The sequence below is a fragment of the Telluria sp. ZB4P37 genome, from assembly GCF_059685855.1.
The window spans coordinates 221585-234810 of record NZ_JCASID010000004.1; the positions used below are offsets into that span (position 1 = coordinate 221585).

The window sequence follows — 13226 nt, forward strand, 5'->3', positions numbered from 1 at the left end:
CGGATCATGAGTTCGTCCTTTCCTGTTGCGGTTAGTGATGGCCCTTGTGGCCGCCGGGCTTGCGCACGGTCATTTCGACGTCCCCAGGCTTCACGGCCGGCATTGCCTGGCCGCCGGCGCTCTGGCTGCGCACAGCGGCCGGGGGCTCGCCTTTCCACTCATAGGCGACGGTGCCCGGGGGATGCTTGTACCAGCCCGGATCCTTGTAGTCCCCGGCTTTCTGGTCCTTGCGCACCTTGAGCACGGTGAACATGCCGCCCATCTCGACCCCGCCGAACGGACCCTGGCCGGTCATCATGGGCAGCGTGTTTTCCGGTATCGGCATCTCCATGTCGCCCATGGAGCCGCCTTTGTCGCCCATGACCATATAGTCGGGGACGAGCTTCGTGATCTTTTCAGCGACACCGCGGTGGTCCACCCCGATGAGCGTAGGCACGTCATGGCCCATCGCGTTCATCGTGTGGTGCGACTTGTGGCAGTGGAAGGCCCAGTCGCCGGGTTCGCTTGCTACGAATTCGATCGCGCGCATCTGGCCGACTGCGACGTCGGTCGTCACTTCCGGCCAGCGCGACTCGGGCCGGGTCCAGCCTCCATCGGTCCCGGTGACTTCGAACTCGTGGCCGTGCAGGTGGATCGGATGGTTCGTCATCGTCAGGTTGCCGGTTCGGATGCGCACACGGTCGCCCTGGCGCACGTTCATGGTGTCGATGCCCGGGAATACCCGGCTGTTGAAGGTCCAGATATTAAAGTCGAGCATTTCGTTGACCCGCGGCGTATAGCTGCCTGGCTCGATGTCGTAGGCGTTGAGCAGGAACACGAAATCGCGATCGACTTTATGGTGCGCGGGGTTCTTTGGGTGCGTGACCCAGAACCCCATCATGCCCATTGCCATCTGCACCATTTCGTCGGCGTGCGGGTGATACATGAAGGTTCCAGGCCGGCGGGCAACGAATTCGTAGACAAAGGTCTTGCCCGGCTGGATACCAGGCTGGGTCAGGCCGGTGACGCCATCCATGCCGTTCGGCAGCCGCTGGCCATGCCAGTGGATGCTGGTGTGCTCCGGCAGTTTGTTGGTCACGAAGATGCGCACGCGGTCACCCTCGACCACCTCGATGGTCGGTCCTGGACTCTGCCCGTTGTAGCCCCACAAATTGGCTTTCATGCCCGGTGCAATCTCGCGCACGACAGGTTCGGCGATCAGGTGAAACTCCTTGACGCCATTGTTCATGCGCCACGGCAGGGACCAGCCGTTCAGGGTGACGACCGGGTTATACGGCCGGCCGTTCGGCGGCGGCGGTGGCGGCTGCGTGGCGGCGCTGGTCATGATCGGCGCTTCCGGGAGGGTGGCGGCGCCGGCACGGGTTACCAGTCCGGCGCCTACCAGGGCGGCGGCACCAGTGAAGAAATCGCGACGAGAGCTCATGGTTAATCTATTCCTTGTTTAATGTTCTGCAGCGGCTTCGGGTGAAGCTGCGGTGGACGCCATGGAGATCGACGAACCGCCAGTGCCGCTAATGGCGGCCTGCAGGTCCGTTTCTGCGATCCAGTAATCGCGCTGGGCGTCGATTGCCGCATTCACGCCCGCGATCTGAGCGCGTGCGTCGGCCAGTAGCTCGAAGACGCTCATGAGCATGCCGTTGTAGCGGAGGAGGGTCTCTTCAGAAATCTTCTTCCGCAGGGGAACCAGTTCGTCGCGGTGCTGCCTGGCGACGTCGTAGGTCGTGCGGTAAGCTGAGTAGGCTTCGCGTACCTGCGACCGGGCAAGCGTGGCCGTGTTGGCGGTGCGGTGAACCGACTGCATGTAGATCGCTTCGGCCTTTGCCACACGTGCGCCGCCCCAATCGAAAATCGGCAGGGAAAGCTCGATCTCGTAACCGTTTTCTCGTGGCGAACCCGATTTGCTTGAGTTGACGTAGCCCGCATCGAGGACATTGATGACGCCGGTCGCCTTGCTCAAGCCCAGGGCACGCGCGGTCGACTCGGCGCTGAGCTTCGCCAACCGGACGTCGAGACGCTGCTGCATGGCGAGCGACTCGATATTGTCCGCCGCGCGCGGCGCCGCCGGGAGATCTGGAAGCCTTTCGGGCAGTTGGAATGCGGTGTTCTCTCCCCATACGCCCATCAGACTCGCCAGCCGCTCGCGGGCAGCCGTCGCGTTGTGCCGGGCACGCGCAAGCTGGGTTGCGGCCTCGACCGAGAATGCCTGCTCGCGCGCCCTGTCGAGGGCACTGAAGTTTCCAACCTTCGCCATGCGCTGCGCCAGTTCGGCGCTTGCCTCGGCCGCCTCACGCACCTGTTCTGCGTAGCGTGCAGACTGCACTGCGGCGACGGCATTGACCCAGGCCTTGCGGGTATCCGCCGCCAGGCGGACTGCTTCGGTTGCGGCGACCAGCTTGGCGCTCTCGAAGCGCCGCGACTCGATATCGCGGCGGATCGGGATCGTCACCAGTCCGACGAGGTCAAACATGACGCTGCGCTCGATCTCGGTCTCGCCGCCACCGGACGTGCGGCTGAAACTGAAACCGGGATTGGCCATGCGGCCGGCCTGCACCAGGTCAGCCTCGGCGACACCCAGTTCGGCGAGCGACGCACGCAGGCCACGATTGTTGATCAGGGCAATGCGTACGGCGCCGTCGGCGCTGAGCGGTTGCTTCAGCAACTGGTCCAGCTCGCCCTGGATGGCCGCACCGTCGGCATTGGCTTTGGGGAGGCGAACATCCTGGCCAGTGCGCTCGGCGGTCAAGGCTGAGACGGCATCCAGGCCGCCGTCCTTCGAGAACGTCGCGCAACCACTCAACGCAAGGACCATGGCGCCTGTCGCGATCGCGCGCAATGTGGGGATGGAAGGCTTTGTTGTCATGATGTTTCCGGCTTAATGATGTTTGCTATGGTCGACAGGAGCAGGGGCCGGTTTGCCATCTGTTGCAGGAGATGGCGGAGCAGGCGCTGGTGCATGAGCCTGGGGCTTCGGTTCGCTACCGGGAGCCGCATGTCCGGCATGACCCGGCGCGCCGGCGACGGTATCGTTTGCTGCGCGCCAGGATTTGTCAGGCGTCTGGCCATCCTGCAGAGCAGGCGAAGATCTGGCGATGACCGATTCGTATACGGTCGGCGGCACAGCCGCAGCGGGGTCAGCAGGGTCTGCCAACAGACGGGATTGCTGGGCCTGCGCGTACATCGGCAGGACCAGCAGGGCGCCAATAGCGGCGCCCAATAGCTTGGAGGTCATGGTCAATCCTCAGAATCGGTGACAGGGCGTGCAGGGGCACGCGCGAGTGCTCAAGAGCGATGACGACAGCACTGCAGAACAGCGGGTCAGCTCTTGCTGGATTTAGGAAGATTGGTGCCGGGGAGGGCGCTGGGGGCCGTCCTGGATAAAGCCTACGGTGAAGACCGCAGGCGCGACGATGACTGCATCAGAGCCATCGAAAGCCGGGACAGCGAGGTGGGTAGAGGGTGGCGCAACCGCGCCCAGGCAGAACGCCGAACAGGCGCTGCAGGTCGAGTGTGGCTTCTTGCCATCCTTGGCGTCTGCGGAATCGGCATCGACCGAGGAGTCATCGGGCTGGCTTGCATGCTGGTCGCCGTGATGCGCGTGCGTCTCGGCGACATGCTCGTGGGACTGCGAGCCGGCTTCGACCGACCCCTGGCTGGATTGCTGGTGAACCGGCCCGCACGACATACGGCTGCCAGCCGCCGCGTGGAGCGGAAGCACGGCCAACAGTAGCCAAACCAAGAATGTCTTGAGTGCACGGTTCATATGTGCGCTGAGTATAGCATGACAGATTTTGGCGTGATGCCGCCTTAATGGTGACTAAAGTCAGGCGCGGCTGCAGCAAAACGGCATGCGAACGAAATGTAGGCACGCTGACTTGCAAAGATGTACAGACAGGGTGCGTCAGCGCACAGCATGCATCGTCGGACTCCTTCCAAAATTGGTACTCGACGTGTGGCTTTCGTTTTTCAGCGCCGCTCGGTGATCAATTGGTACAAGGAGAAGAACATGACGAAAATACGGACCCGTATCACTCTCATGGCCGGTGCAGCTGCACTTGTCTTTGGTGTGTCAGCAAATTCGATGGCGCAGTCGGGGCAACACGCGCAACATGGCGCGGCGGCAGGCCAGGCGGCGCAGGCTGGGCATGCGGGGCATGACATGCCTGGGCACGAGATGATGCAATCCATGCAGGCCATGCACCAGAAGATGTCCACGATGCAGATGAGCGGCAACCATGACCATGACTTCGCCACGATGATGCGATCGCACCACCAGGCCGGCATCGACATGGCAAAAGCGCAGCTCAAGCATGGCAAGGATGCGCAAATGAAGGCAATGGCCAAGAAGATTATCTCGGACCAGACGAAGGAAATAAAAAAACTCGACCAGTGGCTGGCGAAGCACCCAGCGTCGGCCAAATAACTTTCTCAAATCCGTACTCGCCTTACTCGCCTTACTCGGGGCCGCGGCGGCAGTACCGCGGCATCTGTCCGCCATCTGGATAAGCAGTCCCTCCCCGAGCTTTATCTGGGGAGGATCATGAGATCAATTCTCCCTCAACGCCGCCGCGCCGCCAGCGCATCGGAGGAGAACGCATTCTACTCCGATGAATCAGAGCAGAAACCGGCTGCAGGAGCACATCACCATTCCATGAAAAAATCAGCTTGACCTTTCCATCGCTGGAAGGTTTACAGTGGATTTGTCAACCCACTGGAGATTCATTCATGCAGTTCCATAAAAATGAGGAAACCGTCGCTCTGGAGGAGACGGAATTCTGTGGCAAGCCCAGCGCCTTGCTCCCTGTAAAGCCTCTGGAGACTGCATTGACCTGGCCAGACGAAGCCACCTCTGCCAGCGCCGGCCATGGCACGGCCGGCCGAATGGGCGGACTTGCTGGCGGGTGCCTGTTTTGTCGCTACCGAAGCCCTGGCTTGGGCGAGGATGGCATGAATGCCTAGGATTACAGTACCTCCGCATCCGGACTGTGCTCCTGACGGAACATCGTTCGAAGCCGCTCCCGGCACGAGCATCTGCGATGCCTTGCTGGCGAATGGAATCGACATCGATCACGCGTGTGGCAAGCTTGGCGCATGCACGACATGCCATGTCGTGGTGCGGACGGGATACGCGTCTCTCGAGGATGCGACCGAAGACGAAGAGGATATGCTCGACCGTGCATGGGGCGTTGAGCGCTTGTCCCGCTTGTCGTGTCAAGCGATTCTCGCAGACACGGACCTTGCCGTCGAGATTCCGCGGTATTCCCTGAATCACGCAAAGGAAAACGGTTAGGCCAGGAACGAGCGCAGGCGTCATTTGACAAGCTGAACGCGCTCTTCAATCGCAAGCGTTTTTACTGGAGCTGTCATGAAAGATGAAATGCAAACCCCTTCCGGTCACCAGCACACTGGTCACGAAGGCCACCATTCGCATGCGCACGACCTTGCTCCGGCCAGGCCTGCCGGGGACACTGCGGGAACATCCGGGCACGAGCCCTCGGCAGCGCTAGAAAAGCCCTTCACCGATCCGGTATGCGGCATGAGCGTGGCCGACAGAACGGATCGACGCATTGAGCACGAAGGAGTCCGCTATCACTTCTGCAGCCTGAAGTGCATGGAAACGTTTCGCGCCAACCCCGCCGGCTATACGGAGAAAAGCGCTCCTGCTGTCATGCCGGAGGCGCCGCCAGGGACGCGTTACACGTGCCCGATGCATCCCGAAGTCCAGCAAGCCACGCCAGGCAATTGCCCGATATGCGGGATGTCGCTTGAGCCTATGTTGCCATCGCTGGAGGATGAAGAAAATCCCGAGCTTGTGGATTTTCGCCGTCGTTTCCGGTGGACGCTGCCGCTGACCGTGGTCGTCACCGTCCTGGCAATGGCAGGGCACCGGATATTCAGCGGGGGGCTTGCCTACCAGAGCTGGGTTGAATTCGTGCTCAGCACACCGGTCGTCCTGTGGGCCGGCTGGCCCTTCTTTGTCCGTGGCGCGCAGTCTTTCAGCAATCGCAGTCCCAACATGTGGACTTTGATTAGTATCGGGGTCGCTGCGGCATATGGATACAGCCTGGTTGCGACCCTCTCGCCAGGCCTGTTCCCGCCGAACTTTGCGATGCACGGCCGCATCGGTGTCTATTACGAGGCTGCCGCCGTCATCGTTTCGCTAACCCTGCTCGGTCAGATCCTTGAACTGCGCGCACGCTCGCAGACGTCGGCGGCGATCAAATCCTTGCTGGGCCTGGCGCCGAAAACAGCCAGGCGGATTCGTGCCGACGGCACCGAAGAAGACATTGAGCTTTCGCATGTCCACATCGGGGACTCGCTGCGAGTCAGGCCTGGTGAAAAAGTGCCGGCCGATGGGATGGTCCTGGAGGGTGAAAGTGCCGTGGATGAAGCCATGCTTACTGGCGAGCCCATGCCGGTGACAAAGCGGCCGGGCGACAAGGTGATCGGCGCGACCATCAATACGAGTGGCAGTCTCGTTATCCGCTCCGAGAGAGTGGGATCGCAGACCATGCTGTCGCAGATCGTGCAGATGGTCGCGCAGGCGCAGCGTTCGCGGGCGCCCATGCAGCGCTTGGCGGACGTAGTCGCGGGCTATTTCGTGACGGTCGTTGTTGCGATTGCACTGCTCACCTTGTTGGGGTGGGGGCTGTTCGGGCCTGAGCCCAGCTGGGTCTACGGTTTTGTGAATGCCGTGGCGGTCCTGATCATCGCCTGCCCGTGCGCCCTTGGTCTCGCGACGCCGATGTCGATTATGGCTGCCACTGGCCGCGCCGCTACCCAGGGTGTGCTGTTTCGCGACGCCGCGGCGATCGAAGCAATGCGCAAGGTCGATACGATCATTGTCGACAAGACCGGCACGCTTACGGAGGGGAAGCCGGCGTTCGACAGGGCGATCGCTGCGCCGGGATTCCAGGAAGAGGATGTTCTACGGATCGCCGCCAGCATCGACCAGGGGAGCGAGCATCCGCTGGCACACGCGATCGTTGCTGAGGCACGCCGGCGGAATGTAGAGCTGCACAAGCCCGAAAGCTTCGAATCGTCGAGCGGGATCGGCGTACGCGGAACCGTGCAGGGCGAGCGGGTGGCATTGGGCAACACGGCCCTCATGGATACCGAGAAAGTTGACTGGACGCCGCTACAAAAGGCTGCGGAAGAGCTTCGACATGTCGGTGCAAGCGTGATGTACCTGGCGCTGCAAGGGAAGCTCGTGGGCCTGATCGCCGTGTCGGACCCGATCAAGGCGACGACGCCGGAAGCCCTGGCGACCCTGCGCGACGCCGGCATGACGGTGGTGATGGCGACCGGTGACGGCGTGACCACGGCAAAAGCCGTCGCGGCGATGCTCGGGATTTCGGAGGTCTACGGGGAGGTCAAGCCGCAAGACAAGCTGGCCCTGGTCGAACGGCTCCAGCAACAGGGCAAGGTAGTGGCAATGGCCGGCGATGGCATCAACGATGCCCCGGCCCTGGCGAAGGCAGACGTCGGGATTGCGATGGGTACCGGTACTGACGTCGCGATCAATTCTGCTCACGTTACACTCATCAAAGGCGACCTGCGTGCGATTGCGCGCTCACGACTTCTTTCGCTGGAGACTGTACGCAACATGAGGCAGAATCTTGGTTTCGCCTTTGTCTATAACGCTATGGGAATTCCGCTGGCCGCAGGTGTGCTTTATCCGGTAACCGGACAGCTCTTATCGCCGATGATCGCTGCGCTGGCGATGAGCCTGAGTTCGGTCTCAGTGATCGGCAATGCACTACGCCTGAGAGGCAGTGGCACATGAACTTTGTTGTTACCGACTCTGTCCCGCACCTTAGATGATAGGTCGTAATATCATCGGAGGGTTTTCGGTCGTTTTGCCTTCGCGCGCGGTTCACCTCTTCGATTGATTTGCCGTGAGTTCGATACGAACGTGTACCAGATGTATGCTCGCATTCAAAAGGTCGCCCGACAAAGATTTCCGAATAGTCGGCTAGAATCTGACTAACCATTCCAGCGGCACCACGGTGGGAAGAAGCTTATCGTCGAACATCGGACGGAGCCATTCCGGAATCGCGCAAACCAACTCCGTTTGCAAGCAAGTACGGAAATCCTGGTCCACCACGAATACAGCAGCGGCCGGAATATGCTCGGCATTCGCACGAAACTGTGAGACTTATCCAGACAGAAGACTCGGCGGACCAGTCTGCTCGTTCTTCACGGGCAACCTTGGATTTCGATTCACTGTGACTTTCCACTGACTACTGTCGGTACCTGAGTGGAAAATATGCTCGGTGCGGTGTGTTTTGCCAGATCCGGTGAGGCGCTCAATTGAGCTGTGCCCGGCCAATACATCGAGGTTCTGCAACACATGAGCGCACTGGGCTGCTCCTGATGACCGCCGCCAGCAGGGGCGCCCTCGCTGTGGTCCGCGATTCGGTAAATCATTCCTGCGGATCTCTACAATGATTGGCGAATATGACTGAAGCAAGAAGAACGCTTCCTGAGCCGAAGCCGTCCCGGCAGGTTGCCATGAAGTGCTTCCTTTTGTTGTTTTTGCTACTGGCCGCCTGTTCATCCCAACTGGCGCCGCCAGTGCCGGGGCCAGCAGCCGGTCCAGGCCCGTATCGTGCATGGGCGACCGCCAGTGCCGCCGTCTACGAAATCGACCCGCGTGCCTCGCTGCTGACCGTCACGGTACGCCGCGCGGGCGTGATGGCACGACTCGGGCACGACCATGTAGTGGCCAGTCGCACGCTGTCGGGCTACGTCGCGCCTGGCGCGGGCAACGCAGACATCTCTTTCCGTGTCGACCAGATGACCGTCGACGAGCCACAACTGCTGCGCGACGCGGGCATCATGAAACAGCCGTCGTCGCAAGCGGTCGAGGGCACGCTCGCGAACATGCTCGGTCCGGTGCTCGAGGCGCAGCGCTATCCAATGGTGACGCTACGTGCGCAACGGCAGGCCGACGGCAGGCTGCGCGTCGCCGTCACGCTGCACGGCGTCACGCGCTGGCTGGCGCTACCGGCTACCGTCCGGGCCGACGCTGCACAGGTGATCGCGAGCGGAACGGCGCGCCTGAAGCAGACCGATTTCGGTATAACGCCGTTTTCAGTAGGAGGCGGACTGCTTTCGGTACAGGACGAGCTGGAGGTGCGCTACCACATCGTCGCGCGGCGCTGGAGTCCGTTCGTTGGCCCATAGGGGAGGGCGAAACTCCACCGGCGAAGCCTGCTACGGCCAACGGCTCGTGAAGTGTGCTGAAGCTTGTGATGCAAGTGCACCCGCATGTTACGCTCGGCGAATGCTGCATCGCATCTCAATCGTGCTATTGCTCGTGTGCGCCGTGTTGGCCTGGCACACTGCTCCAGTGGCAGCACAGCCGGGCGAACACAGGTTCGAACTCGACGTGGAGCGTGTCGTTGGCTCTGATGGAGGCAAGGTCTACCAGATCACTTCGAGCGGCACGGTGGCGGCCACGCCGACCGTCGTCTGGCGTATTCTCACCGATTACGACCATTTGGCTGATTACCTGCCAAACATGAAAAGCGCTCGTGTGGTGTCTCGCAATGGCGACAGTGTCATTGTCGAACAATTGGGCATTGCACGCTTTCTATACTTCAGCCGGGACATCCGCTTGGTGGTGCAGGTGCACGAACGGGCGCCAAACCGCATCGACATCAGCATGATTGACGGCGACATGAAAGCCTATCGCGCTAGCTGGGAGCTGAGTCCTATGGCTGGCGCCGCCGGCACCAAGGTGGTGTACAACGCGACCATCGAACCGAAGTTTGACGTGCCAGGGATAGTAGGGGTAAGGGTGGTAAGGAACGACATTGCCAAGATGATGGCTGCAGTGTTCTGGCGATTGGATCAGCAGGAGTAGCATCTTATGCATGGCCGCGTCGGTATGCGAATGACAGCCACGAGCGGAATGTCGGATACCGCCAAGGACTGAGCGGCAACGGACAGGCCATGGGATCGCCTGATGCTGATCGCTGGCAGGCATGATAGCTTGTGGTCTAAGACGATGCGGCTTGATTGTCGCTGTCCTGCACGCTGTAGAGCCTCAGGTGCTTCCGTCTGTCAAAGAGCAAGGAAGAGCGTCGCTCTGCCTTGGTCAACGCGCGCAACGCGGTCTCCATCGGGATGCCGCGGGTGGCCAGTGAGCGGGCCGCTGGCATTGTCCCATATATTTTTGCTGCCTTAATCGCGACTTCAACGTATTGAGCCGCTTGGGTATTTGTTCGTCTGTCCATCGCGGGATTATAGGCAAACTTGCTTGAACCCGCTTTGATTTTCATCAACCGGCCACGCATGAGTAGAACAACACGCTGTGCGATGAAAGGCGATGCCCACGTGAAGGGCAATAGCGCGCGTCTTGCTACTGTGACGGCGTCTTCAATGCGGCGGCGGTTTCGAAGAGTGTAGAGCAAAGTAAGAGGGGAGTGAGTCGTATTGATGAGGGAGCAATATTTTTAAGGGTAGGGATGAGGGTGGAAGTGAGCGGCTGATCCAGTGAGTCCTTGCAGGTATGCGGCGTATATTACGAGTAGCAATCCCACATTCCCCCAGGCCACCGCAGGTGGCTTCCGTCGGCGGTAACGGTCCGCAACGAGCGCGACTTCGGCCACGGCCAACCCCCGTAAACTACCCCACTGTTTCAATAATCGGGACAATCGAAACAATGGACAAATTCCTCGAAATGAAGGTCTTCTCCGCCGTAGTCGAGGCCGGCAGCTTCACCGGCGCCACCCGCAGCCTGGCCATGTCGAAGGCCGCCGTGTCGCGCTACGTCGCCGAGCTTGAGGAGCGTCTCGGCGTGCGCCTGCTGCACCGGACCACGCGCAAGCTCTCGCCTACCACGGAGGGCGAGATCTTCTACGCGCGTTGCCGCGAGTTGCTGGGCAACCTGGACGAGGCGGAAGCCGAGATCACCTCGCGCAGCGGCGAGGCGAGCGGCCTGCTGAAGATCAACGTGCCGGTCACCTTCGGCCTGATGCACCTGGCCGCGCTGTGGCCGGCCTTCCTGGCGCGCCATCCGAAGCTCAGGCTCGACATCACGCTGTCGGACCGCGTGGTCGACCTGGTCGAAGATGGTTTCGACCTCGCGGTACGGATCGGCCAGTTGCCGTCCTCCTCCCTGATCAGCCGCAAGCTCGCCGTCACGCGCATGGTCCTCTGCGCCTCCCCGGGCTACCTGGCGCGGCGCGGCGAACCGGTGCTGCCCGGCGACCTGCTTGCGCACGACGTGATCTCCTACAGCCTGTTCTCGAGCGGCGAGAACTGGGTCTTCACCGGGCCCGATGGCGAGGTGTCGGTGAAAGTGGTGCCACGCCTGCGCACCAACAGCGGCGACACCTGCCGCGCCGCGGCCCTGCGGCACCAGGGCATCATCCTGCAGCCGGGCTTTATCGTCGGGGCCGACCTGGCCCAGGGCCTGCTGCGCGAGCTCCTGCCCGGCTACCGCTCGATGGAACTGGGTGTCTACGCCGTGTATCCGTCGCGCAAATTCGTCTCGCCCAAGGTACGCCTGCTGATCGACTTCCTGGTCGAGGCCTTTGCCGAGCCCACCTGGGAATAGCTGCAAGCCTCAAGATTGTTCCCCGTAGTGAGACAGTCTGCCCCGCTTCTGGGTGTTTATTCCCGCATTTGTAACGAATAAGATGTGGCATGTGATGCGGCAAACGCCGCTTTTTCGATGAAGGATTCGACCATGTCCGCACTTCCCACCATCTTCCTGTCGCATGGCTCGCCCATGCTGGCGCTGCAGGACAGTCCGGCGCGCCGCTTCCTGCAAGGGCTCGGCAAATCGCTGGCGCGGCCCGCTGCAATCGTCGTCGTGTCGGCCCACTGGGAAACGCGCGGCGCCCCGGCCGTCAGCCTCGCCCCGCAGCCGGAGACGATCCACGACTTCGGCGGCTTCCCGCGCGCCTTGTTCGAGATGCGGTATCCGGCCCCGGGTGCGCCCGTCGCCGCCGGGCGCGCAGCAGCGCTGCTCGAAAATGCCGGCATCGAGGTCGGCCGCAGTACCGATCGCGGTCTCGATCACGGCGCCTGGGTGCCGCTGTCGCTGATGTATCCAGGCGCGGACGTGCCCGTCGCCCAGCTGTCGATCGTGCATGGCGCCAGCCCCGCCGAGCATGAGCGGCTGGGACTGGCCCTGGCGGCACTGCGCCATGAAGGCGTGCTGGTGGTCGGTTCCGGCTCGCTCACGCATAACCTGTACGAGTATCGGGGGCAGGGGATCGACGCCCCGGTACCGCAGTGGGTCAGCGACTTCGAGGCGTGGATGAAGACGCGCCTGGACGCGGGCGATCGCGCGGCCTTGCTGGACTACCGGAGCCAGGCCCCGTTCGCCGAGCAAAACCACCCGAGCGACGAGCACTTGCTGCCCTTGTTCGTCGCCATGGGCGCTGCCGGCCCGGACGCACGCGCTACGCGGCTGCACGCCAGCTTCGAGCATGGCGTCCTGGCCATGGACGCCTACGCCTTCGACTAGGCCGGCGCGAGTCGATGCCTCGTATCCATTCCCCAACATCCTTCGGTCTTACCAACAGCAGTTCAACAATCACATAGGGAGTTCCTCATGACCAGCCTGACCCAGCAACACAACTTCGACGATGCCGGCAAACTGATATTGCGCGCCACCCTGGCCATCCTCATCCTCTTCCACGGCATCGCCAAAATCACCGGCGGCGTCGGTTTCATCACCGGGCTGGTCGAGCAGGCAGGGCTGCCGGGCTCGCTCGGCTACCTGGTGCTGGTTGGCGAGGTGGTTGCGCCCCTGATGGTGCTGCTGGGACTGTGGGCGCGTGCCGGCGCCTTGGTCATTGCGTTGAACATGGCCGTCGCGCTCCTGCTCGTCCATACTGGCGACCTGTTCAGGCTGAACGACACCGGCGGCTGGGCGGTGGAGTTGCAGGTCCTGTTGATGGGATCGGCCGTGGCCGTGGCCCTGCTGGGCGCCGGGCGTTACAGCATCCAGGGGACGCAGAACCGCTGGAACTAAGCGGCAGTGCCTGGGCAAGCCAAAGCCGGCGCAAGCTAATGCCAGTCACTTAAGGGCTTGACGGATGGACGCCCTCCTGCACAGCACCGTCAGCATGGCGTGATGGGGCAGGTGCAAGCGAGTTGCCGGTGAGCGGCGCTCAAGGCGCCGGCGGGATGCGGGTGCTCTGGTGCGGCGTGTTGTGCCAGCCCTCGGGGTCGCAGGTCACAAAAATGCGCATTTGCGACACATT

General features: G+C 62.0%; 12 protein-coding genes. 8 read left to right on the forward strand and 4 right to left on the reverse strand.

From position 1 onward, the window contains the following. Nucleotides 1–31 precede the first annotated feature (31 nt). The 3 genes from AC56K1_RS10355 to AC56K1_RS10365 all read right to left on the reverse strand — a co-directional run bounded on the left by AC56K1_RS10355 (nt 32) and on the right by AC56K1_RS10365 (nt 3760). The gene (locus tag AC56K1_RS10355) at nt 32–1423 is read right to left on the reverse strand and encodes a multicopper oxidase family protein (protein ID WP_497157753.1); all 1392 of its coding nucleotides are present in this window, start codon (nt 1421–1423) and stop codon (nt 32–34) included. A gap of 18 nt (nt 1424–1441) precedes the next feature. Then, nucleotides 1442–2860: a TolC family protein gene (locus AC56K1_RS10360; protein WP_497157754.1), complete on the reverse strand. Its 1419-nt coding sequence runs from the start codon at nt 2858–2860 to the stop codon at nt 1442–1444. Between the two features lie 471 nt (nt 2861–3331). Further along, nucleotides 3332–3760 (reverse strand): hypothetical protein, encoded by a 429-nt coding sequence (locus tag AC56K1_RS10365; RefSeq protein WP_497157755.1) that lies wholly within the window; start codon nt 3758–3760, stop codon nt 3332–3334. A gap of 243 nt (nt 3761–4003) precedes the next feature. Here AC56K1_RS10365 and AC56K1_RS10370 point away from each other — a divergent pair, with 243 nt between their 5' ends. The 5 genes from AC56K1_RS10370 (at nt 4004) to AC56K1_RS10390 (ending at nt 9868) form a co-directional block, all read left to right on the forward strand. Beyond that, a complete protein-coding gene (locus tag AC56K1_RS10370; RefSeq protein WP_497157756.1) occupies nt 4004–4420 on the forward strand; it encodes a DUF305 domain-containing protein in 417 nt (138 codons plus the stop codon). Nucleotides 4421–4948: 528 nt separating this feature from the next. Continuing rightward, nucleotides 4949–5287: an ISC system 2Fe-2S type ferredoxin gene (gene fdx, locus AC56K1_RS10375; RefSeq protein ID WP_497157757.1), complete on the forward strand. Its 339-nt coding sequence runs from the start codon at nt 4949–4951 to the stop codon at nt 5285–5287. Nucleotides 5288–5362: 75 nt separating this feature from the next. Further along, nucleotides 5363–7783, forward strand: coding sequence for a heavy metal translocating P-type ATPase (locus AC56K1_RS10380; RefSeq protein WP_497157758.1), 2421 nt, complete (start codon nt 5363–5365; stop codon nt 7781–7783). A 728-nt stretch (nt 7784–8511) separates the two neighbouring features. Then, complete coding sequence (locus tag AC56K1_RS10385) at nt 8512–9186, forward strand: YceI family protein (protein WP_497157759.1); 675 nt, start codon at nt 8512–8514, stop codon at nt 9184–9186. 100 nt (nt 9187–9286) lie between these two features. Then, nucleotides 9287–9868 (forward strand): SRPBCC family protein, encoded by a 582-nt coding sequence (locus AC56K1_RS10390; RefSeq protein ID WP_497157760.1) that lies wholly within the window; start codon nt 9287–9289, stop codon nt 9866–9868. A gap of 136 nt (nt 9869–10004) precedes the next feature. On the opposite strand, the gene AC56K1_RS10395 is transcribed toward AC56K1_RS10390, so the two are convergent. Beyond that, nucleotides 10005–10286, reverse strand: coding sequence for a hypothetical protein (locus AC56K1_RS10395; RefSeq protein WP_497157761.1), 282 nt, complete (start codon nt 10284–10286; stop codon nt 10005–10007). A 383-nt stretch (nt 10287–10669) separates the two neighbouring features. On the opposite strand from AC56K1_RS10395, the gene AC56K1_RS10400 reads away from it, so the two are divergent. From AC56K1_RS10400 to AC56K1_RS10410, 3 genes are all read left to right on the forward strand, one after another. Further along, nucleotides 10670–11566, forward strand: a complete 897-nt coding sequence (locus AC56K1_RS10400) for a LysR family transcriptional regulator (protein WP_497157762.1) — start codon at nt 10670–10672, stop codon at nt 11564–11566. A gap of 132 nt (nt 11567–11698) precedes the next feature. Continuing rightward, a complete protein-coding gene (locus AC56K1_RS10405) occupies nt 11699–12484 on the forward strand; it encodes a dioxygenase family protein (RefSeq protein WP_497157763.1) in 786 nt (261 codons plus the stop codon). 87 nt (nt 12485–12571) lie between these two features. Further along, nucleotides 12572–12994 (forward strand): DoxX family protein, encoded by a 423-nt coding sequence (locus AC56K1_RS10410; RefSeq protein WP_497157764.1) that lies wholly within the window; start codon nt 12572–12574, stop codon nt 12992–12994. Nucleotides 12995–13226: the final 232 nt, after the last annotated feature.

What these genes read in the sequence shown, in the direction of transcription:
- fdx (WP_497157757.1), top strand. Translation starts at nt 4,949, where the DNA reads ATGCCTAGGATTACAGTACCTCCGCATCCGGACTGTGCTCCTGACGGA.
- AC56K1_RS10400 (WP_497157762.1), top strand. Translation starts at nt 10,670, where the DNA reads ATGGACAAATTCCTCGAAATGAAGGTCTTCTCCGCCGTAGTCGAGGCC.
- AC56K1_RS10410 (WP_497157764.1), top strand. Translation starts at nt 12,572, where the DNA reads ATGACCAGCCTGACCCAGCAACACAACTTCGACGATGCCGGCAAACTG.
- AC56K1_RS10365 (WP_497157755.1), bottom strand. Translation starts at nt 3,760, where the DNA reads ATGAACCGTGCACTCAAGACATTCTTGGTTTGGCTACTGTTGGCCGTG.
- AC56K1_RS10360 (WP_497157754.1), bottom strand. Translation starts at nt 2,860, where the DNA reads ATGACAACAAAGCCTTCCATCCCCACATTGCGCGCGATCGCGACAGGC.
- AC56K1_RS10390 (WP_497157760.1), top strand. Translation starts at nt 9,287, where the DNA reads ATGCTGCATCGCATCTCAATCGTGCTATTGCTCGTGTGCGCCGTGTTG.
- AC56K1_RS10385 (WP_497157759.1), top strand. Translation starts at nt 8,512, where the DNA reads ATGAAGTGCTTCCTTTTGTTGTTTTTGCTACTGGCCGCCTGTTCATCC.
- AC56K1_RS10370 (WP_497157756.1), top strand. Translation starts at nt 4,004, where the DNA reads ATGACGAAAATACGGACCCGTATCACTCTCATGGCCGGTGCAGCTGCA.
- AC56K1_RS10380 (WP_497157758.1), top strand. Translation starts at nt 5,363, where the DNA reads ATGAAAGATGAAATGCAAACCCCTTCCGGTCACCAGCACACTGGTCAC.
- AC56K1_RS10355 (WP_497157753.1), bottom strand. Translation starts at nt 1,423, where the DNA reads ATGAGCTCTCGTCGCGATTTCTTCACTGGTGCCGCCGCCCTGGTAGGC.
- AC56K1_RS10405 (WP_497157763.1), top strand. Translation starts at nt 11,699, where the DNA reads ATGTCCGCACTTCCCACCATCTTCCTGTCGCATGGCTCGCCCATGCTG.
- AC56K1_RS10395 (WP_497157761.1), bottom strand. Translation starts at nt 10,286, where the DNA reads ATGAAAATCAAAGCGGGTTCAAGCAAGTTTGCCTATAATCCCGCGATG.